Here is a 19,233-nt window from a genome sequence, read left to right as displayed (position 1 = left end):
GCTCAGCCCGTGGCGCTGCGGTACACCGAGCGGCCATCGCCGGGCAGCAGGGTGAGGCTGCGGGGATCGATCAGCCGCCCGGCGGTCACCTCGAGCTCCCCATCCGTCGGCGCCGCACCGGCCTGGCTCCAGATCTCCAGCCCCAGCACCCGCTCGCCGGGCCCGCTGTAGTCGGCGAAGCGGCAGCGTCCCAGGCGCTGGTTCATACGCCGGTGGCTGGCGGTGACGCTGGCGATCCCCTGCTCCCGCAGCCGGTAGGTGCCCCCCTGCCAGCTGAGTTCGGCCGGTGGCGGCAAGGGCGGCGGCGGCACCATCGTCACCGCCTCCAGCCAGCCCACCTCCAGCCAGTCGTCCTCGCACACCACCAGCCAGCGGCTGCGGCCGCTGTCACGGAGCAGGTATTCGAGCCACTGGAAGCCATCCTGGTCGTAGAGCAAGCGGTCCTCCACCACCCAGTCGGCGGCCTCGGCCTGCACGATGTCGCCGAGGCGCAGATCAAACAGGGTGCAATCCCGCGGCCGGGCCGCCCGCGCCCGCTGAGCCGCCTGGCGTCGCAGCCGCTGCAGCACCAGCACCCCAAGAGCCACCAGCACCAGCAACGCCAGCAGGAACACAGCCATGGCGGCGAAGCTTTGCGGGCCCGGAAGATGGAGACCGCCCCAGGTTATGGCGGGTCCCCGCACCAGTCGGGTGGGGGATCCAGCACCTAACTTTTGGAGTGGACCTTTGCTCCCCGGAGACCCGCCCCATGTTCACCCTGGATAAGGCCACCAAGATTTTTCCGGAAACGCTCTCGGCGGAGGCGGTTCCCGCCCTCACAGCGCGTTACAACCTGCTCAATGCCGAAGACCAGCTGGCCCTGATCTGGTACGCCTATCTGGAAATGGGCCAGACGATCACGATCGCTGCCCCCGGCGCGGCGCGGATGCAGTTCGCCGAGCCGGTGCTGAACCAGATCAAGGCGATGAACTTCACCGAGCAGAGCCAGGTGATGTGCGATCTGGCCAACCGTGTCGACACCGAGATCGGCCGCACCTACGCCTACTGGTCGGTGAACATCAAGCTGGGCTTCTGGTACAAGCTCGGTGAGTGGATGGATGAGGGGATCGTGGCCCCGATTCCCCAGGGCTACCAGCTCTCCGCCAACGCCGCCTCGGTGCTGGCCACCCTGCGTGGCCTGGAGCCTGGCCAGCAGATCACCGTGCTCCGCAACTTCGTGGTGGACATGGGCTTCGACCCCGGCAAGGGCGAGGGCCAGCGGATGATGGAGCCGGTGGGGGTGCCCGTTGCTGAGGATCAGCGCACCAAGGTGTTCATCGAAGGGGTGCTCAACACCACGGTGATCTCCTACATGGAGCTGCTCAACGCCAACGACTTCGACAACCTGATCCAGCTGTTCCTGCCCGACGGCGCGCTGCAGCCCCCGTTCAAGAGTCCGATCGTGGGCAGCGAGGGGATCATGCGCTTTTTCCGTGAGGAGTGCCAGAACCTCAAGCTGCTGCCCGAGCGGGGCTACAGCGAACCCGCCGACGGTGGCTTCAATCAGATCAAGGTCACCGGCAAGGTGCAGACCCCCTGGTTCGGCGCCGGCGTGGGCATGAACGTGGCCTGGCGTTTCCTGCTCGATCCCGACAACAAGATCTACTTCGTGGCCATCGACCTGCTGGCCTCCCCCGCCGAGCTGCTGAAGCTCGGACAGTGATCACCCGGGGCACCACCGTCGCTCTCACCCTGATCGGCGGCTGGTGCCTCAGCCTGCTGCTGCTGCTGGTCTTCGGAGCAGCCCTGCCGCCGGCGGCCTGGCTGCCGGCGGTGCTGCTGCGCACCCTGTTGCAGACGGGACTGTTCATCGTCGGCCACGACGCCATGCACCGCTCCGTTGTGCCGGCCAGCCCCACGCTCAACGACCGCCTCGGCCGGGTTGCTCTGGGGCTTTACGCCTGCCTTCCTTACAAGCTCTGTCGCCGCAATCACCTGCTTCATCACCGCGGCCCCGGCGGCAGCCGCGATCCCGACTTTCACGCCCCGTGCCAGCCGGGGATGGTCGGCTGGTTCGTGCGCTTTCTGGGGGGCTATCTGAGCCTCACTTCCCTCACCATCCTGGTGTCGCTCTGGGGCGGCGCGGCCCTGGCGGCCGGGACTGTCCACGGCCATGGACTTGGGGTGGTGATCAGCTACTGCACCCTGCCCCTGGCCCTCAGTTCCCTGCAGCTGTTCCTGTTCGGCACCTACCTCCCCCACCGCGCACCAGCCCAGGCCGCTCCCCACGCTGCCATCACCCTGGCCTGGCCCGAGCCGCTCTCGCTGCTGGCCTGCTACCACTTCGGCTACCACGTGGAGCACCACAGCAATCCCTCCCTGCCCTGGTACGAGCTGCCCGCCTGCCACCGCCGCCTGCGCCAGCAGGCCGGGCTCGCGGCCTGAAGCCACGCGCTGTAGCTTCGAAAAGTCAGCGAACCACCACCGCAGCCCGTGGCCCAGGCATCCGAGTCTTCGACAGGTCCAGCGTCGGCAGCCAAGAGTGCTGATGCCGGCTGGACTGAAGCGGAGCAGATCGTGGCTCGCTGTGCCTTCGATCGTGCCCAGCAGCGCGCCATCCACGCCCTGGTGGAGACGGTGCAGGACCACGCCGGAAACCTTGACGGTGTGGACAGTGTGTGGGTGCTGCACGACTACCTGAGCAGCCAACGCCATTCCATCGAGGGACGCTTCGATTTCCGCCTGTCGGGCCTGCTGATTGTGTTTGCCGGCCTGGTGCGTGACGGGCTGCTGTCGACGGACGAACTTGAGGGTCTCGACGCCACCAAGCTGGCCAAGATCACCGCACTCTCCAACTTCTAGGGCGACGACTGGCGCCAGCGGCCCCGGCGCTGATAGTCCGCCAGCACCGGCCGCCCCAGCCGGTTGGGCAACACCGGTTCGTCGGCGGCGGGCTGCAGATCCCGCGGCAGATCCAACAGCCGCTCAAGCTCAGCGGCATCCACCCAGCGGCCCGTGAACGGCAGCGGTGCAAACGGGCGGTGGGGCCCGGGCCTGTGGGCGAGCACGAATCCCCACGGCCCGAAGCTGGGCACGGTGACGCTGTAGGGACGGGTGTGCAGCCCCAGATGCTCCAGGCTGGCCTGGATCGAGGCCAGCACCCTGGGCGTGAAGAACGGGGTTGAGGCCTGGGTCACCAGCACCCCGTCGGCGGCCAGGCGCTGCTGCAGGCGGCCGTAGAAGCCCACGCTGTAGAGCCGGGCCAGGGGGGCGCTGGCCGGATCGGGGAAATCGGCGATCACCACGTCGTAGGGGCCCGCCAGCTCCGCCACCCGGGCGAAGGCGTCGCCCACGTGCACCTGCACCCGGGGATCCTCGAGGCTGCCGCCGTTGAGGCGCCGTAGCAGGGGGTGGCGGCGAGCCAGCTGCAGCATCGCCGGATCCAGCTCCAGCACGTCCACCCGGCGCACCTGGGGCCAGCGCAGCACCTCCCGCAACGCCAGGCCGTCGCCGGCGCCGAGCAGCAGCACCCGCTGGGGGCCGCCGTGCAGGGCCATGGCCGGGTGCACCAGGGCCTCGTGGTAGCGGTATTCATCCAGGCTGGAGAACTGCAGGCTGCCGTCGAGATAGAGGCGCAGGTCGTTGCGGCGGCGGGTGAGCACGATGCGCTGGTGCCGCGACTGCAGCCGCCCCACCACCGGGTCGGCATAGAGACCATCCTCAATGCGATCGCCCAGGGGGGCCAGCAGCACACCGGCCACGCCCACCAGCGGCACGGCGGCGCTGAGCGGCCAGCGCCAGCGCCGCAGCGAGGGAAACCACCACACCAGCAGCACGCTGCTCACCAGGGGCACCACGGCCAGGGCCGTGGCCGTGGGCAGCAGGCCGAGCCAGGGCAGCAGCACCAGGGGGAACAGCAGGGCGCCGGCCAGGGCGCCGAGATAGTCGAGCGCCAGCACCCGCGCCAGGGCGGTGCGCAGCTGCTGCTGGCTCTCCAGCAGACGCGTGATCAGGGGCAGTTCCATGCCACCCAGCACCCCCACCAGCACGGTGAGCAGCACCACCGCCATCCACAGCGGGCCGTCGACGGCGAACAGGGCGAACAGGGCCAGGGGGCCGAGCAGGCAGAGGGGGCAGAGCCCCAGCTCCACCAGCACCAGCACCTGGAGCAGGCGGACGGCGGGCTCCGCACCGGTGGCCAGAAACTGGCTCAGCCAGGCCCCCAGACCCATGGCCGCCAGGAAGGTGCCCACCACCACCCCGGTGGCCAGGGCCGCATCCCCCACCAGATAGCTGGCCTGGGTCACCAGCAGCAGCTCCAGCACCAGCCCCACGGCAGAGGAGATGGCGGCAGTGAGCAGCAGCAGGCGCACCTGGGCGGCACTGAGACGGGGGGCCAGCCGTCGGGCGCGGCTCACTTCGCCCCGCTCGGCCCGCGGCCCTGAAAGCCGCCCCAGGTGCGCTGGCCCGCCACCGGCTGCCAGCGGCCGCCCACGGTGCGGCCCCGGAAGGCCACCGCCCCCCGCGCCCGCGGCGTGCCCTCCTGGCCGATGCGGTAGAGGGCCGGACGGGTGATCGCCAGGCCGCAGCCCAGCAGCAGCGCCAGCAGGGTGAGCAGCAACAGCAGCTGGCGCTCCATCACCCGGGTTTGCGCAGGGGGGTCACGGCCACCGGCCAGGCGGTGACCACCCCATCCTCAACCAGCAGCTGGATCCACTCCAGCTCCACGGCGCCGGCGGCCAGGGGATCGGGGAGCGAGGCCCTCAGGCGCACGCTGGTGGGCTGGCTGAGGCGCAGGTAGCGGCTGCTGCTCACCAGCCACCAGTGGTCGTCGTCGTCGCTGCAGCGCCGCAGGGGCAGCTCCAGGCGCTCGTGCAGCAGCACCGCCCCCCAGGCATCGGCGATGGCCAGCTCCAGCTGCACCCGCCGCGGTGGCGGGGCCGGCCGGCGCGGCGGCACGTCCGGCTCCTCATACCGTCCCAGCACCTGCAGCCGCACCAGGCCGGGGCCCCCCAGCTCCAGCCGCAACGCCGCCACGTCGTCGTCCACCCGCAGGCGCCGGCGCTGGCGGCAGTCGCCATACACCCCCACCCACAGCAATCGCACCAGCAGGGCGGTGACGGCGGCGGTGATCAGCAGCAGGCCACGATCCACGCTGTGGTTGTCCACCACCAGCGACACCCGCAACGGCGGCGGCAGGGGACGGCCAGCGGCATCGCTGAACGCATCCAGCGCCACCTGCAGGCTGTGATCTCCCCCCTGGCGGGGCCGCAGCTGCAGGCGCAGTTCAGCGTCGCTCTCGTCGTAGCTGCCGCTCTCCCCGTCCTCCTGCCAGATGCCCTGCTCGCGCCAGCCCTCCTGATCGAACTGCAGCACCGTCTGGCCGGCGGGATCGATCAGATCCACCGCCAGGGCCATGGCGGTGTTGGGCGGCAGCTCGGCGCGCAGGCGGATCTCCGGGCTGCCCAGCCAACCGTCCCGCAACCGGAACGGGCGGCTCACGGCCGGCCTCTGCCCGTCAAGCACCAGCAGCTGGCGCTGGCGGGGCAGGCTCACGGCCGCCAGCAGCACCAGCAGGGGCACCAGGGGCAGCAGCAGGGTGAGCAGGGGCCAGCGCACCAGATCGGCCGCGCCGCTGATCTCCTGGGGGGGAGAAACCTGATCGGCAGGCTCCTGGCCGGACGCCACCGGCCCAGGGGGCGGAGGGGGAGGTTGCCGCGGCGATGACGGCATCGCCATCTCGGCTCATGAGCTGCCGATAGCCTAGGGAACGCGTTCCTGCCCCCAGCCGGCTGCCATGGCCCAACGGCTGACCCAACTGCTGCTCACCATCGGCTGGACGTTCGTCGGCGTGTTGCTGATCTACGGCGGCACCTGGCTGTTCGACCGGCTCACCCCGCTCGACTACCGCAGCGAGATCCGCAAGGGCAACGTGGCCGCCGGGGTGGTGTTGGCCGCCGTGATCCTGGGGGTGGCGGCGGTGGTGGTGGCCGTGCTGCTGAGTTGACGTCAGACGCCCTCGTCGGCGTGGATCCAGCCGCCTCCCTGAACCCGATCGAGGCCTGGTTTGCGCAGCAGGGCTGGACGCCGCTGCCCTTCCAGCGCCAGTGCTGGCAGGCTTACCTGGCGGGCCGCAGCGGCCTGATTCAGGTGCCTACCGGCTCCGGCAAGACCTATGCAGCGGTGATGGGTCCGATCGCCGAGCTGCTGGCAGACCCGCGGCCCGGCCTGCGCCTGCTCTACCTCACGCCGCTGCGGGCCCTCAGCCGCGACCTGGCCCTGGCCATCCGCCAGCCGATCGAGGCCATGGGTTGGCCGATCCAGGTGGCGATCCGCAACGGCGACACCACCAGCAGCGAACGCACCCGGCAGCTGCGGCGGCCCCCCGAGATCCTGATCACCACCCCCGAGTCGCTGTCGCTGCTGCTGGCCAACCCCAGGGCGCCGGAGCTGTTCGGCCAGCTGCAGGCGCTGGTGCTCGACGAGTGGCACGAGCTGATGGGCAGCAAGCGCGGCAGCCAGAGCGAGCTCTGCCTGAGCTGGCTGCGGCGGCTGCGGCCCTGCCTGCGCACCTGGGCGATCAGCGCCACCATCGGCAACCTCGAGGAGGCGGCCCGGGCGGCGGTGGGAGCCGGCGGCCCCGAGCCCCTGATCATCCGCGCCGCCATCGAGCGCCCCACGGCCATCCGCAGCCTGCTGCCGGAGGCGATCGACGGCTTCCCCTGGGCCGGCCACCTGGGCCTGCGCATGTACGAGGAGCTGGTGGCGGCCCTCGATCCGGCGATCTCCACTCTGCTGTTCACCAACACCCGCAACCAGGCCGAGCGCTGGCACCAGTGCCTGCGCTACGCCTGCCCGGAGATGGAGGGAGCCCTGGCCCTGCACCACAGCGCCATCGACCGCGCCGAGCGGGAGGCGATCGAGGCGGCGGTGAAGGGGGGCGCGATGCGCTGGGTGGTGTGCACCAGCTCCCTGGATCTGGGGGTGGACTTCCAGCCAGTGGAGCGGGTGGTGCAGATCGGCAGCGCCAAGAACCTGGCCAGGCTGCTGCAGCGGGCCGGCCGCAGCGCCCACTGCCCCGGCGGCACCTCCCAGGTGCTGTTCATGCCCACCCACGCCCTGGAGCTGCTGGAGGTGAGCGCCATGCGCCGCGGCCTGGCCGCGGGCCTGGTGGAGCAGCGCCGGCCACCCGAGGCACCGATCGACGTGCTGCTGCAACACCTCACCACCCTCGCCTGCGGGCCTGGCTTCGCGCCGGAGCAGGAGTGGGCCACGGTGCGCAGCGCCTGGAGCTTCCGCGGCCTCAGCCGCGCCGACTGGCAGTGGTGCCTGCGCTTCCTCGAGGACGGCGGCGATTGCCTGGGGGCGTACCCCCGCTACCGCAAGCTGGAGCGGGCGGCGATCGGGGCCGGCGGCCTGGAGCGGGAGCGCAGCCCCGCTGAGGGGGAACCGTTCGCCTTTGTGGTGCGCGAGGCGGCCATCGCCCGCCTGCACCGCCTGCACATCGGCACCATCACCGCCAATCGCTCCGTCACCGTGCGGTTCGTGCGCGGGGCCGTGCTGGGCCATGTGGAGGAAACCTTCATCTCCCGCCTCAAGCCGGGCGATGTGTTTTTCTTCGCCGGCCGCCAGCTGGAGTTCGTGCGCCTGCGGGAGATGACCGCCCAGGTGAAGGCCACCAGCAGGAAGAGTTCGGCGGTGCCGGCCTGGGCCGGCGGCCAGATGGCCCTCTCCGATCTGCTCAGCGAGGGGCTGCGGACCGAGGTGGATCGCTGCGCATCGGGCTTGCTGGACACCCCCGAGCTGCAGGCCCTGGAGCCGCTGTTGCGCCGCCAGGCCGAACTCTCGCGCCTGCCCCGCCGCGATGAATTCCTGGTGGAGGTGTGCCGCAGCCGCGAGGGCAGTCACCTCTACGCCTACCCCTTCGAGGGGCGCTTCGTGCATGAAGGCCTGGGGTTTCTCTGGGCCTGGCGCCTGGCCCGCCAGCGGCCGAGCACGATCACGGTGTCGGTGAACGACTACGGCTTCGAGCTGCTCGCCCCGCGCGGCTACCCCTTTGAGGAGCTGTTCGAGCTGCATGGCGACGCACTGCTGGAGCTCGAGGAGCTGGAGAGCGATCTGGAACAGGCGGTGAACCTCTCGGAGCTGGGGCGCCGGCGCTTCCGCTCCATCGCCCAGATCGCCGGCCTGGTACGCAACGGTTACCCCGGCCAGAGCCGCAGCGGCGGCCAGCTGCAGATCAGCGCCGCCCTGCTGCACGACGTGTTCAGCCGCCATGAGCCCGGCAACCGGCTGCTGGCCCAGGCGCGGCGCGAGGTGCTGCAGGAGCAGCTGGAACTGCCGCGCATCCGGGCGGCCCTGGAGCGGCTGCTCAGCTGCCGGCTGCTGCTGGAGCGCACCCCCAGGCCGGGGCCCCTGGCCTTCCCGCTACTGGCCGAACGGCTCAACACCCGCTTGAGCAATGAATCACTGCAGGATCGATTGCAGCGCCTGATCGCGGAAGCCTCCCGCCTGGAGGGGCAGGGGTGATGGCAGCAGAGACCTTGTGTGCGTCGTGGCCTGATCAATCGATCGGCCCTGATTGAAGTGCTCCACCACACAGTCACAAGCAAACTCGGCCATGCCAGCGGGAGCCGGGTTTCCAGATGCCTCCATCTCAGCCTTGATGGCCCGGATGCAAGGGCTGTGGATCAACTGATCCACGAAACCGGAAGCGTGAACTGGCAGCCACCAGCCTGAAAGGATCAGGCTCAGCAGAGCGAGAGACCTGGTCATGGGGGCATCGGACTGTCGGATCAGGGCTGGCAAGACCCAGGACAGGCTGGAAGGACTCGCGTCCGGAGGGAGGCCGGGTGACTCTTCCCCAGCTCATTCCTAGTGTGCGGGGAGATTCAAGCGTTCCGTGAAAGGACTGATCTACTGGCTCCTGGGGGATCGGGCCGGCAGGGTGGTGATGGGCTCCTGGCGGTGGCTCTGGGGACTGCCGGTGGAATCCGGTGGTGGTGTGGCCGTGGCCGTGGCGCAGGAATCCCTCCAGTCCATGCAGGAATCGGTGCAGAAGCTGGCCACGGCCGTGGCCACGCAGGTAGGGGCCTATGAGAGGGCCAAGAAGAAGTACGAGGAGAAGACCACCCAGCTGGGCACCTTCGAACGGCAGGCCCAGCTTGCCCACAGGGCCGGTGAACTGGACGCTGCCAGGCTGGCGATGGGCCGTGCCATCCAGGTGGACAAACTGCTTCCCGCTCTCGAGCAGCAGGTGCAGCAGGCCGAGGTGTTCGTCAAGGCCTCGAAAGACAAGCTCAACCGGGAACGGCTGAAACTCGAGCACTACAAGTCCGACATGCAGAACCTGAAGGACCTGGCCGAGATCAATGCCGCCCTGGAATCAATCGCCCAGGTGAACAACGCGTTCGACATCGGCTCGGCCCGCTCGTCCTTCGACGACGCCAAACGAGCTGTGGAAGGGCGCCATCTGCGCAGCGCAGCCCTGGCTGAGCTGACGGAGAACCCGCTGGAGAAGCTCAGCGCGGATCTCGAGAATCTCTCCCTGGACGATGAGGTGTCCCGGCGGCTTGAGGCCCTGGAGCCGCCGCAGCTCCCGCCGCTCCCGGGCCCCTCCCAGCCATGACCAGCAAACCTTCCGGAGGCCGCAGCGGACCACCCCCGATTGCCTACATCCTGCTGGTCGCGGTGGCACTGGGCGCCCTGTGGAGCTGGCGTGAGCAGATCGGCGGGCTGCTGACGTCCCGTTCCGCCTGGCCCGAACTGCCTCAGGGACTCAGCCCCGGGGGGCCAGCGGCGATGTTCCCGCCCCCCAGCAGTGTTCCTTCGGGCACCAGCGTGAGCATCGATGGCTCCACCAGCATGGTGCTGGTGAATGAGGCGCTCAAAGCCGAGTTCATGGCTGCCTTCCCCGGCACGGAGGTCACCACGGCCGCCGTCGGTTCGGAGAACGGCATCCAGGCACTCCTGGCCGGAAGCATCAGCCTCGCCGCCATCTCCCGGCCGCTCACGGAGCAGGAGGAGGCCCTCGGACTGAGGGCCGTGCCCGTGACGCGTGACCGGATCGCCCTGGTGGTGGGCATCGCCAACCCGTTTCGCCGGGGGCTCTCCCGCAGCCAGGCAGCGGAGATCTTTCAGGGAACCATCACCGACTGGTCCACCCTGGGTGGCCCAATGGGGCCGATCCGGGTGCTGAACCGGCCCAGTGTCAGCGGCACGCACTCCGCCTTTCGTTCGCTCGTGCTGAAGGGCTCGCCCTTCGGCAGCACCCCCAACATCACCACCCTGACGCGGGATGCCACCACCCCCATGCTGCGTCAGCTGGGGGATGACGGCATCGGCTACGCCACTGATGACCAGGTGGCCGACCAGAGGACGGTGCGGGTACTGCCGATCGACGGGCTTACCCCCCAAGCGGAGGCCTACCCGTTTCAACGGCCGCTGTTCTATGCCTACCGCAACCCGCCGGACCCAGGGGTGAAGGCTTTTCTTGGCTATGCCCTGTCTCCGGCCGGCTCCACAGCGATTGGGAGGGCCAGTTCCGGTTCCTGATCGGCAGACGGGCTGACGTGGGGGACCCCATGATGTCTCGCTGAGGCCTCCTCCACCCTCCCTGGCTTGCCTAGCTTGAAGGTGGGTCAGATTTTCGCTGGGGCGCGAGGGCGATGGCCAAGGCATCTCCGCCTGCCCGGCATCTGTCTGAGTCCTGCCCACCCCGGCGTTCCCTGCGCTTGCTGCCTCTGCGCTTGCTGCCGCCCCTGGTGCTGGCCGGCGGCCTGCTGCTCACCGCCCTGGTGGCAGCCGCCAACGACCCGCATCAAAACCTCTGGGGGCTGCTGGCCGTGGGCGCAGCGGCCAGCAGCCTGGCCGCCCTCAGCACCCGCGCCCTGGTGAACAGCCACCTCGCCTTGCGCGCTGCCCTGGCCGTGAGCGAGGCGGCGGCTCAGGAGCGCGCCCTGGCCAGCACCGTGTTCGAAGCCTCACGGCTGGGGATCGTGGTGAGCGACCCCCAGGGCCGCATCCTGATGGTGAACGAGGCCTTCAGCCGGCTGAGCGGCTACCGGCCGGTGGAGGTGCTGGGGCGACACACCAACCTGCTGCGCTCCGGCCACCACAACAGAGACTTCTACGCCGAGCTCTGGGCCAGCCTGCTGAGCCGGGGCCACTGGCAGGGGGACCTCTGGAACCGGATCCGCAACGGTGAACTGCGGCGCCACCATCTCTCGATCTCCACCGTGCGCGGCGCCGACCAGCGGCCCCTCTACTTCGTGGGCATGCTCGAGGACATCACCAAGCGCTATGCCGCCGATCGAGCGGTGTTGCACGAGGCTCGCCACGATCTGCTCACCGGCCTGGGCAACCGTGCCCTGCTGATGGAGCAGCTGGAGCGCGACCTGGCCCTGGCCCGGCGCCATCACTGGGCCGTGGCGCTGCTGTTCCTGGATCTGGACGGCTTCAAACGGATCAACGACCGCTACGGCCACGCCCAGGGCGATCAGGTGCTGCAGCTGATGGCGCGCCGCCTGCAGGGGGTGCTGCGGGAAACCGATCTGCTCTGCCGCCTGGGCGGCGATGAATTCGTGGTGCTGGTGCCCGACGCCGGCAACGACGAGGAGCTGCGGCAGATCGCCACAAAGCTGATCCAGGCCAGCGAACAGCCGCTCAGTGCGCTGGCGCACGATCTCACCCTCTCGGCCAGCATCGGCATTGCCCGCTACCCCAACCACGCCCGCAGCGCCGACCAGCTGCTGGCGGCCGCCGACCGGGCGATGTACGCGGCCAAGGCCCACGCGGGAGGGCACACCCGCATGGCAGGGCAGAGCGCCGGCTAGGCCTGCTCCATGCGCTTGATGATGTAGGCCATCAGCGCCAGGGAGGCGGCCAGGGCGATTAGCAGGGCGGTGGTCATCGCAGCGGCAGCGGAGCGAGTGTTGACGCCATTATCCCGGCGCCGCTACCGCCACCGCCGCCACCAGCCAGCGCCCGCCGGCGGCCAGCAGCACAGCCAGGCCCAGCCCGGCCAGCTGCAACCGCGGCGCCGGCCACAGTCGCCGCACCAGCAGCGCGGCCCACACCAGCCCAAGCACCACCGCGACGCTCTGGCAGAAGGCGATCACGTGGGGGTCGGCGCTCCAGGCGGGCAGCTCAGGAACGGCCGCCCCCAGCGGCGCCAGGCTCACCGTCAGCACCCGGCCCGCTTCGGCCATGCCCAGGGGCAGATGGCGGGCCAGCAGCAGGGCCCAGAGCAGCGGCAGCAGGGCGTAGAGCAGCAGGCGCTGCTGGCGGGCCGCCAGCAACGGGCGGCCGAGCAGAAACAGCAGGCTGGGAACGGCGAGCGCCAGGCAGCCGATGGCCAGCCGGGGCAGCAACGGTCCCTGGTGCAGGCTCTCCGGCACCACTGGCAGCCAGCCCAGCAGCCGCTGCCAGTGATGCAGGCTGATCCCACCGGCCAGCACCAGGATCAGTCCGGCCTCGCCGGCCGGTGGATCCATCTCCCGCTGCAGGTCGGCGGCGGGGGGCCGCAGGCGCAGCTGCACCGAGCGATGGGGGCAGGCCGCCGCGCAGGTGAGGCAGAGCACGCAGTCGCGGTTGTCGGCCAGGTGGGCCGGATGGGTGCCGAGGGGGCAGCCGGCGCTGGCCAGCCCCTCGCCCACGGCCGGCCCGCCCTTGAAACAGCCGTAGGTGGTGCAGCTGCCACTGCAGGTGCCGGCCTCGGCGCGCAGCTCCAGGATCGAGAGCTTGGCGAACAGCCCGTTCATGCCCCCCACCGGGCAGAGGTGCCGGCACCAGAAGCGCTTCTCGAACGCCAGCGAGCCCAGCACCGCCCCGGCGGTGATCACCAGCAACAGGCAACTGCTCAGCCAGGCGGTGTTCTCCAGATCCCAGAGCTCCTCCCAGAGCAGGATCAGGGCGAATCCGGCCGCCAGCAGCGGTGCCGCCCAGCGGTCGCTGTCGCCCCGGGGCCAGGGGCGCGGCCGCCAGCCGATGGCACGGGCCAGGCGCTGGCTGATCTCCCCCCACACCATGAACGGGCAGAAGGAGCACCACAGCCGCCCCACCAGCGGATAGCCGAGCAGGATCAGGGGCCACCACCAGGCCCAGAAGAAGTTCAGGCCGCCGTTGTGGGCCCGGTCCTGGGGACCGAGCCAGAGCCACAGGTTCACCAGCACGAACACCCAGCTCACCAGGCCGAACAGCAGGGCGTTCCAGAGGCGCGGCTCGCGCATCGCGAAGCGCAGCCACGGTTTCCAGCGCCAGAGATCGAAGCGCGCCCGCTGCGCTCGCGAGCCGGTCCAGAACACCTCATCGGGCAGGGTGGCGGGCAGCGCGGCCGGGAGATCGGTGGGCCTGTCGGCCGCGCTCTGACGCAGGGCCCTCTCGATCAACCCCTCCAGCTCCCGCAGGTTGCCGGGAAAGTCGTGGCTCTGCAGCCGTTTCACCACCGCCTCGCTCACCTGGGGCGGGCGGCTCCAGCCCAGGCCCCGCGCCTGCCGGCGGATGCCATAGCGCAGCCATTCGCCCAGATCCTGTCGGCGCACCCGCAGCGGCGGCACCCGGATCACGGTGGCGCGGCGGTCGAACTCGGGCAGGGCCGATTCGGTGGTGCAGAACAGCCGGCCGCTGAACTGCCGCTCCCGGCTGCCGGCCCCCGGCGCCCGCCAGCGCCCGCTGCGCAGCAGCTCCAGCAGCCGGGGCCGCAAGAGCGGATCGGCGCGATCGAGGTTGTCGATCAGCAACGCGCCATCGCCCAGGCAGTCGAGCAGGGAGCCGTCGCCGCCGCTGGAGCCGCTGCCGAACAGGGCGGCGCCGTCGTCGCCGAGGCTCACGGCATCAACGCGGACCATCAGCCGCCGCCGCCGCGGGCTGCCGAAGTGGATCAGGGCGGCCAGGTTGTCCTTGCCCAGGCCCGGTTCACCGCTGATCAGCACCGGCCCGGCCTCCGGGTCTGCGGCCGCCAGACGCACCGCCTCCCGCAGGCGCTCGGCGTAGCGGCTGCTGCCCACCACGCCGCGGCGCGTGCGGCCGAGCAGGTGGGGAGCCAGCTTCAGCAGGCAGGCCTCGTCGGTGGTCCTGCCGCTGTCCGCCATCCGCCCCATCCACGCCGCTCTACTGAATGAATTTTGTGCCCCCAGCCCGCCGGCGGCCCATAGGCTGCACGGCGCGACACCCGCTACCCCGTGACCCTCACCCTCTACGGCGGCGCCCGCACCCGGGCCTCCATGCCCCGCTGGTATCTGGAGGAGAAGGCCATCCCCTACCGCTGGGTGGAGCTCGACCTGCAGGCGGGCGAACACCGCCAGAGCGCCTTCACCGCCATCAACCCCTTCGCCAAGCTGCCGGCCCTAGAGGATGACGCTCTCGAAGCCCCGGGCGGCGGGCCCCTGCGGCTGTTCGAGAGCGGCGCCATCCTGCTGCACCTGGCCGAGCGCTGCGGCGGTGAATTCACGGCGGAGGTGGCCGGCAGCCAGGAGCAGGCGGCCGCCCGTCGGGCGCTGGTGGCCCAGTGGCTGCTGTTCGCCAACGCCACCCTGGCGGTGGCCCTGTTCGTGCCCAGCAACCGGGAGCAGGAGTTCCCGCGGCTGATGGACGTGCTCGACGGGCAGCTGGCCAGCGGCCGGCCCCTGGTGGGCGAGGCCTGGGGCGCCGCCGACTGCGCCGTGCAGGCCTACCTGGCCTACCTGCCGATCTTCTTCCCCCAGATTGATCTGGAACCCTGGCCAGGGGTGCGGGCGGCGATCGCCAGCGCCCAGGCCAGCCCCGCCTACCAGCGGGCGATGGGCAGCCGGTGAGGGCAGCGGCGGCGGCGGTGGCGACGGCGGTGGCGACGTTCCAGTGGGGCGGCGAGCGGCTGGAGTTGCTGGCGGAGCGGGCGGCGTGGGATCCCCATCGGCGCACGCTGCTGCTGGCCGACCTGCACCTGGGCAAGGCGGAGAGCTTCCAGGCCCAGGGCATCCCCCTGCCCAGCGACGGCGACGCCGCCACCCTCAACGCGCTGCTGGAGCTGGCCGCGCGCCAGCGGCCCGAGCAGGTGATCGTGCTGGGCGACCTCATCCACGGCCGGCTGGGACTCACCGCCGAACTGCGCGCCAAGCTGGCCGCCCTGCCCGAGCTGCTCGGCTGCCGGCTGCGGCTGGTGGGCGGCAACCACGAGCGGGGCAACTGGATCGCCGGCCTGGCCCAGGAACCCAGCCAGGCCCTCGGCCCCTGGTGGCTGAGCCACGAACCGGAGGCGCGCACCGGCCTGCTCAACCTCTGCGGCCACCTGCATCCAGTGGCCCAGCTCGGCGGCAAGGGCGACCGGCTGCGGCTGCCCTGCTTCAGCTACTGCCCCCGCACACAGCGGCTGGCCCTGCCCGCCTTCGGCGCCCTCACCGGCGGCATGCCCCTGCCCGGCCAGGAACGCCAGTGGCTGGTGGCCGATGGGGCTGTCCTGGAGGTGCACCGCCGCCGCCGCGGGCGTCCCTGAGCAGCCGAGGCGCTCAGTCCTCCACAAACATCCGCAGCCAGTCGCGCTGCATGTCCACCACGTGCCAGCCGCGCTCGGGGGCCTGGCGCAGGGCCTTCACCAACGTGCCGGTGCTCCTGGTTTCGGCGTCGTAGGCGTACTCGCGCTCGGCATCGGTGTGGTGCACGATCAGCCCGAAGCTGGGTCGCGGGTTGTTGATCGTGGTGTATTGCAGCATGGCCAGGTCGCCGTCGCTGTTGCCGAAGGCCATCAGCGGCCGGCGGCCGATGAACTGGTGGATGCCCGCCGGTTTGCCGGCGCCGTCGTTCACGAACAGGGTGTCCAGCGACTTGAGCAGCACCGGGCCGCTCTCGCGCAGCTCGAAACTGGTGCGGCCGGTGGAGCCCACCACCCGCTCCGGCGGGATGCCGTACACCCGCTCCACCCACACCCGCATGAAGTCGGCGCCGCCGCCGGACACGATGAAATTGCGGAAGCCGTGGGCCCGCAGCAGCTGCAGCACCTCCTGCATCGGCCCGTAGGTGAGCGCGTCGTAGGGGCGCTCGAAGTGGGGATGGCGGGCTGATCGCAGCCAGGCCTCCACTGCCGCGGCAAAGGCATCGGTGGTGAGGCCGGCATGGCTCACGGCGATCACCCGCAACAGGCCGTGGCCATGCTCCCCGGCCAGCAGGGCCGCGATGTCACCCGCCAGGGCCGCCTGCACCATCGGATCGGCGGCCAGGGCCGGCTGGCTCTGCAGCACGCTCCTCAGCTCGTCGAAGGCAAAGGCAGCCTGGAAGGGCATCGGCTGCTCCGGCCAGAGCGTGCCGTCGTTGTCGAACACCGCCACCCGCTCCGGCTCGGGCACAAACGCCGCCGAGCCCTCTGTGGTCACCGCCTTCACAAAGGACTGCAGGGCCTCCTTCACGGCACCTGGCCGCCAGGAGGGCAACGGATCGGCAGCCGATGGCGTCATCCCGGTCCCCCGCTCAGTCCTCGGCGGCCAGGGCGCGCACCACATCGCCGCGGGTGAGCACGCCCAGCGGCCGGCGGGCGTCGTCGAGCACGAACAGCCGCTGGGTGCTGCTCTCATGAAGCTGCCGCGCCGCCGCCGACAGCGGCAGTTCAGCTGCACAGCTGTGGGGATGGCGGTTCATCACCTCCCCCACGGTGCTGCCCAGCACCTGGTGCACCTCCTTGTCCCAGCTGAGGGGATTGCGCAGGTAGATCACCGCGTCGAGCAGCATCACGTAGGGCCCGGGCTGGAAGCCGCTCTCGCGCACCATCAGGTTCTGCTCGGTGAGCTCCCCCACCAGTGCGCCGCCCTCGTCGACCACCGGCAGGCCGCTGATGTGATGCTCGCTCATCAGCTTCACGGCGTTCTGCAGGGGCGTGTCGGCCGTGACGCTGAGCACCGGGGTGGTCATCACGGTGGAGACGGGCTGTTGCACCACGGGCAAGTCGGTTGGCTGTCCGCATTCTGAGGCTGCGGGCTCGCGACCCTGCTGGCCTCCCCCAGCCAGTCGCGTGGGGATGGAGCTGGCCTGTAAGGGCCACAGCAAACTGCACCCACTCCATCCCCCGGTGCATGAGCCGTTTCCAGGAGGCCCTGCGCGCCGCCAACAACCTGCGCCTGCTGGCGGCGGTGGGCCGCAGCGGCGGCGAACTCAGCAGCATCGCCGACCTGATCGACAACTTCTTGGGCAGTCCCCAGCTGGGGGCCAGCGTGGAGCGCTTCAAGGCCGTGCCGGGCGGCGCCGAGATGCTGGCCCAGCGCTATCCGCCCCTGCAGCCCGATATCGACGCCCTGCGCCAGCTGCCGCCCGGCAGCCTCGGCCGCCGCTACGCCGACCTGATCCTCTCGCTGGGCTACGACCCCGCGTTCTTCCGCCCCCGCGACATCAGCAGCGACGAGCGCTGGCTCACCCAGCGGATCGCCACCACCCACGACATCCACCACGTGATCGCCGGCTTCGGCACCGAGACGGCCGGAGAAAACGGCGTGCTGGCGATCACCGCCGCCCAGATCGGCTTCCCGGGCTACGTGCTACTCACCAGCGCCGGCCAGCTGGCGACCTTCCGCTTCCAACCGCAGCGCTTCCCCCTGCTCAGCGCCGCCCAGGCCCACGGCCATGCCATCGCCCGCCAGGCCCAGTGCCTGGTGGCGGTGACGTGGGAGGAGGGCTGGCAGAAGCCGGTGCGCCAGTGGCGCCAGGAACTGGGCATCAACGACCCGGCCGACACCGAGCCCTACGGCCTCGATGCCCAACTGGGGCCACTGCCATGAGGGCGTCCGCCGCTTCCCTGCGCCGCCTTGCCGATGGCCTCACCGTGGGCCGGGCCCTGCTGGGCCTGCCGCTGATCCTGGCCCTCAGCGGCGGCCAGGCGGCCCTGGCCTGGTGGCTGCTGCTGCTGGGCGGCCTGAGCGACTGGGCCGATGGCCTGCTGGCCCGCCGCGCCGGCGGTGGCTCGGAGTGGGGTGCCCGCCTCGATCCCCTCACCGACAAGATCCTGATCGCCGCACCCCTGCTCTGGCTGGCCGCCCAGCCGGCCTGGCCCCAGCAGCTGCCCCTCTGGGCGGTGTGGCTGCTGCTGGCCCGGGAACTGCTGATCTCCGGCTGGCGCAGTGGGGCCAGCGGCGGCGGCCCCGCCTCCCTGGCCGGCAAGGCCAAGACGGTGCTGCAGTTCACCAGCCTGCTGCTGCTGCTCTGGCCCCCTGGCTGGACGCTCACCCCCTGGCCGCTGGCCCCGGCCCTGCATCAGCTGGGCTTCTGGCTGTTCTGGCCGTCGCTGCTGCTGGCGCTGAGCTCGGCCCGGGGCTACCTGCGGCAGGGGTGATCAGCCCAGCAGTGCCGCGTCGCCGCTGAAATCGGGCTCGCTCGGCGGGCGGCGGGCGTAGTCGTTGCTGAAGCTGTCGGCCAGGGTGGCCTCCAGGTCGAAAGCCGGCTCCCAGGCCAGTTCGCGGCGCACCCGGGTGATGTCGGTGAGGAAGTGGGCCAGGCGCAGGGGAAAGGCCTTGCGGGCTTTCTTGTCGAGGCCGCTGGGATCGAAGCTGCGGATCTCCACAGCCGCGGGATCCACCCCGGCGGCGCGGGCGGCGGCAGCCACCAGGCCCCGGAAGGTCACCCCCTGACGGCCGCTGCAGTTGTACACACGGTTGGCTGCCGTCTCCACCTCGATGCAGCGAGCCATGGCGCTGGCCAGGTCGTTCACATGGCCCAGCTGGGTGATCGTGCTGCCATCGCCGGGCAGGGGCACGGGCCGGCCGTGGGCGATGCGATCAAAGAACCAGCTCTCCACCGGGTTGTAGTTACCCGGACCAACGATGTAGGTGGGCCGGAAGCTGGTGAAGGCGATGCCCTGGCGGCGCAGCCAGTCTTCCGTTTCGGCCTTGCCGGCATGGCGGCTGGCCGGATCGGTGGGGCTGAGCTCGTCCAGAGGCCAGAGCTCACTGTCGGCGTAGACCCCGGCGGAACTCACGTAGACGAATCGGTGCTCCGGCGCCCCGGTGCGCTCGATCACGGCGCGGGTGTCGTCGAGGCTGCGGCCGGAGCTGTCCACGATCACCTCAAAGGTGCGTCCCTGCAGCGGCTCCAGACCTGCCGCCGTGCTGCGGTCGCCCACCAGGTGCTCCACCCCCGCCGGCAGCGGATTGCGCCCGCGGGTGAACAGGGTGAGCTCGTGTCCGGCAGCCTGCAACAGCTCCACCAGGGGCCGGCCCACGAAGCGGGTGCCACCCATCACCAGGATCTTCATGCAGCAGCGGGCCGCGGGCCGTGCGAACTGGACGCCATTCAAGCCCCGCG

General features: G+C 70.9%; 20 protein-coding genes. 12 read left to right on the top strand and 8 right to left on the bottom strand.

The features are described 5' to 3' along the window. Nucleotides 1-2 precede the first annotated feature (2 nt). Nucleotides 3-620, bottom strand: a complete 618-nt coding sequence (locus KBY96_RS05775; protein ID WP_254978314.1) for a DUF4178 domain-containing protein — start codon at nt 618-620, stop codon at nt 3-5. A gap of 128 nt (nt 621-748) precedes the next feature. Between KBY96_RS05775 and KBY96_RS05770 the strand changes: the two genes are divergently transcribed. Genes KBY96_RS05770 through KBY96_RS05760 form a run of 3 tightly spaced genes read left to right on the top strand, consistent with a single transcriptional unit; the run spans nt 749 to nt 2,841 of the window. Then, a complete protein-coding gene (locus KBY96_RS05770; RefSeq protein ID WP_254978313.1) occupies nt 749-1,702 on the top strand; it encodes an orange carotenoid-binding protein in 954 nt (317 codons plus the stop codon). Continuing rightward, nucleotides 1,699-2,424 carry a fatty acid desaturase gene (locus KBY96_RS05765; protein ID WP_254978311.1) on the top strand — a complete coding sequence of 242 codons (726 nt, stop codon included), beginning with the start codon at nt 1,699-1,701 and terminating at the stop codon, nt 2,422-2,424. Before KBY96_RS05770 ends, KBY96_RS05765 begins: the two co-directional genes overlap by 4 nt. 48 nt (nt 2,425-2,472) lie before the next feature. Beyond that, nucleotides 2,473-2,841 (top strand): hypothetical protein, encoded by a 369-nt coding sequence (locus KBY96_RS05760; RefSeq protein ID WP_254978310.1) that lies wholly within the window; start codon nt 2,473-2,475, stop codon nt 2,839-2,841. Here KBY96_RS05760 and KBY96_RS05755 read toward each other — a convergent pair. The 3 genes from KBY96_RS05755 to KBY96_RS05745 are packed head-to-tail and all read right to left on the bottom strand — an operon-like array spanning nt 2,838 to nt 5,667. Continuing rightward, entirely contained in the window at nt 2,838-4,397 is a 1,560-nt protein-coding gene (locus KBY96_RS05755) for a polyamine aminopropyltransferase (RefSeq protein ID WP_254978309.1), read from the bottom strand. The two genes, KBY96_RS05760 and KBY96_RS05755, sit on opposite strands and share 4 nt — an antisense overlap. Continuing rightward, the gene (locus KBY96_RS05750; protein ID WP_254978307.1) at nt 4,394-4,618 is read right to left on the bottom strand and encodes a hypothetical protein; all 225 of its coding nucleotides are present in this window, start codon (nt 4,616-4,618) and stop codon (nt 4,394-4,396) included. The genes KBY96_RS05755 and KBY96_RS05750 overlap by 4 nt, the downstream gene beginning before the upstream one ends. Further along, complete coding sequence (locus KBY96_RS05745; protein ID WP_254978306.1) at nt 4,618-5,667, bottom strand: hypothetical protein; 1,050 nt, start codon at nt 5,665-5,667, stop codon at nt 4,618-4,620. The genes KBY96_RS05750 and KBY96_RS05745 overlap by 1 nt, the downstream gene beginning before the upstream one ends. 109 nt (nt 5,668-5,776) lie before the next feature. Between KBY96_RS05745 and KBY96_RS05740 the strand changes: the two genes are divergently transcribed. From KBY96_RS05740 to KBY96_RS05720, 5 genes are all read left to right on the top strand, one after another. Beyond that, nucleotides 5,777-5,986, top strand: a complete 210-nt coding sequence (locus KBY96_RS05740) for a DUF350 domain-containing protein (protein ID WP_254978305.1) — start codon at nt 5,777-5,779, stop codon at nt 5,984-5,986. Further along, nucleotides 5,983-8,508, top strand: a complete 2,526-nt coding sequence (locus KBY96_RS05735) for a ligase-associated DNA damage response DEXH box helicase (protein WP_254978303.1) — start codon at nt 5,983-5,985, stop codon at nt 8,506-8,508. The genes KBY96_RS05740 and KBY96_RS05735 overlap by 4 nt, the downstream gene beginning before the upstream one ends. Before the next feature lie 373 nt (nt 8,509-8,881). After that, nucleotides 8,882-9,607 carry a PspA/IM30 family protein gene (locus KBY96_RS05730; RefSeq protein ID WP_254978301.1) on the top strand — a complete coding sequence of 242 codons (726 nt, stop codon included), beginning with the start codon at nt 8,882-8,884 and terminating at the stop codon, nt 9,605-9,607. Further along, entirely contained in the window at nt 9,604-10,533 is a 930-nt protein-coding gene (locus tag KBY96_RS05725) for a phosphate ABC transporter substrate-binding protein (protein WP_254978299.1), read from the top strand. The genes KBY96_RS05730 and KBY96_RS05725 overlap by 4 nt, the downstream gene beginning before the upstream one ends. 179 nt (nt 10,534-10,712) lie before the next feature. Beyond that, on the top strand, nt 10,713-11,813 hold the full coding sequence (locus tag KBY96_RS05720; protein WP_254978298.1) for a diguanylate cyclase domain-containing protein: 1,101 nt from the start codon (nt 10,713-10,715) through the stop codon (nt 11,811-11,813). A 108-nt stretch (nt 11,814-11,921) separates the two neighbouring features. On the opposite strand, the gene KBY96_RS05715 is transcribed toward KBY96_RS05720, so the two are convergent. After that, nucleotides 11,922-14,069, bottom strand: coding sequence for a sigma 54-interacting transcriptional regulator (locus KBY96_RS05715; RefSeq protein WP_254978296.1), 2,148 nt, complete (start codon nt 14,067-14,069; stop codon nt 11,922-11,924). Nucleotides 14,070-14,159: 90 nt separating this feature from the next. On the opposite strand from KBY96_RS05715, the gene KBY96_RS05710 reads away from it, so the two are divergent. Together KBY96_RS05710 and pdeM are read left to right on the top strand one after the other, a co-directional pair. Further along, complete coding sequence (locus KBY96_RS05710) at nt 14,160-14,771, top strand: glutathione S-transferase family protein (protein WP_254978294.1); 612 nt, start codon at nt 14,160-14,162, stop codon at nt 14,769-14,771. After that, on the top strand, nt 14,768-15,448 hold the full coding sequence (pdeM, locus tag KBY96_RS05705) for a ligase-associated DNA damage response endonuclease PdeM (protein WP_254978292.1): 681 nt from the start codon (nt 14,768-14,770) through the stop codon (nt 15,446-15,448). Before KBY96_RS05710 ends, pdeM begins: the two co-directional genes overlap by 4 nt. 13 nt (nt 15,449-15,461) lie before the next feature. Here pdeM and KBY96_RS05700 read toward each other — a convergent pair whose 3' ends face one another. Together KBY96_RS05700 and KBY96_RS05695 are read right to left on the bottom strand one after the other, a co-directional pair. Beyond that, nucleotides 15,462-16,403 (bottom strand): HAD family phosphatase, encoded by a 942-nt coding sequence (locus KBY96_RS05700; protein WP_254978290.1) that lies wholly within the window; start codon nt 16,401-16,403, stop codon nt 15,462-15,464. A 13-nt stretch (nt 16,404-16,416) separates the two neighbouring features. Next, nucleotides 16,417-16,854 (bottom strand): CBS domain-containing protein, encoded by a 438-nt coding sequence (locus KBY96_RS05695; RefSeq protein WP_254978288.1) that lies wholly within the window; start codon nt 16,852-16,854, stop codon nt 16,417-16,419. 161 nt (nt 16,855-17,015) lie between these two features. On the opposite strand from KBY96_RS05695, the gene KBY96_RS05690 reads away from it, so the two are divergent. Beyond that, nucleotides 17,016-17,714, top strand: coding sequence for a Coq4 family protein (locus KBY96_RS05690; RefSeq protein WP_254978286.1), 699 nt, complete (start codon nt 17,016-17,018; stop codon nt 17,712-17,714). Then, nucleotides 17,711-18,265 carry a CDP-alcohol phosphatidyltransferase family protein gene (locus KBY96_RS05685; protein ID WP_254978284.1) on the top strand — a complete coding sequence of 185 codons (555 nt, stop codon included), beginning with the start codon at nt 17,711-17,713 and terminating at the stop codon, nt 18,263-18,265. Before KBY96_RS05690 ends, KBY96_RS05685 begins: the two co-directional genes overlap by 4 nt. Here KBY96_RS05685 and KBY96_RS05680 read toward each other — a convergent pair whose 3' ends face one another. Next, nucleotides 18,266-19,183 (bottom strand): NAD-dependent epimerase/dehydratase family protein, encoded by a 918-nt coding sequence (locus KBY96_RS05680; RefSeq protein ID WP_254978282.1) that lies wholly within the window; start codon nt 19,181-19,183, stop codon nt 18,266-18,268. It lies immediately after the preceding gene. Nucleotides 19,184-19,233 lie beyond the last annotated feature (50 nt).

Origin of the sequence: Cyanobium sp. ATX 6A2, assembly GCF_024346355.1 — a bacterium.
Classification (GTDB): Bacteria; Cyanobacteriota; Cyanobacteriia; order PCC-6307; family Cyanobiaceae; genus NIES-981.
The sequence above is the reverse complement of the archived record's forward strand: the minus strand, read 5'-3'. Positions and strand labels throughout refer to the sequence as shown.

Bases quoted from the DNA above. Each gene is read 5' to 3' on its own strand.
- KBY96_RS05715 (WP_254978296.1), bottom strand. From the start codon at position 14,069: ATGGCGGACAGCGGCAGGACCACCGACGAGGCCTGCCTGCTGAAGCTG.
- KBY96_RS05680 (WP_254978282.1), bottom strand. From the start codon at position 19,183: ATGAAGATCCTGGTGATGGGTGGCACCCGCTTCGTGGGCCGGCCCCTG.
- KBY96_RS05740 (WP_254978305.1), top strand. From the start codon at position 5,777: ATGGCCCAACGGCTGACCCAACTGCTGCTCACCATCGGCTGGACGTTC.
- KBY96_RS05695 (WP_254978288.1), bottom strand. From the start codon at position 16,854: ATGACCACCCCGGTGCTCAGCGTCACGGCCGACACGCCCCTGCAGAAC.
- KBY96_RS05690 (WP_254978286.1), top strand. From the start codon at position 17,016: ATGAGCCGTTTCCAGGAGGCCCTGCGCGCCGCCAACAACCTGCGCCTG.
- KBY96_RS05725 (WP_254978299.1), top strand. From the start codon at position 9,604: ATGACCAGCAAACCTTCCGGAGGCCGCAGCGGACCACCCCCGATTGCC.
- KBY96_RS05750 (WP_254978307.1), bottom strand. From the start codon at position 4,618: ATGGAGCGCCAGCTGCTGTTGCTGCTCACCCTGCTGGCGCTGCTGCTG.
- KBY96_RS05775 (WP_254978314.1), bottom strand. From the start codon at position 620: ATGGCTGTGTTCCTGCTGGCGTTGCTGGTGCTGGTGGCTCTTGGGGTG.
- KBY96_RS05700 (WP_254978290.1), bottom strand. From the start codon at position 16,403: ATGACGCCATCGGCTGCCGATCCGTTGCCCTCCTGGCGGCCAGGTGCC.
- KBY96_RS05685 (WP_254978284.1), top strand. From the start codon at position 17,711: ATGAGGGCGTCCGCCGCTTCCCTGCGCCGCCTTGCCGATGGCCTCACC.
- KBY96_RS05770 (WP_254978313.1), top strand. From the start codon at position 749: ATGTTCACCCTGGATAAGGCCACCAAGATTTTTCCGGAAACGCTCTCG.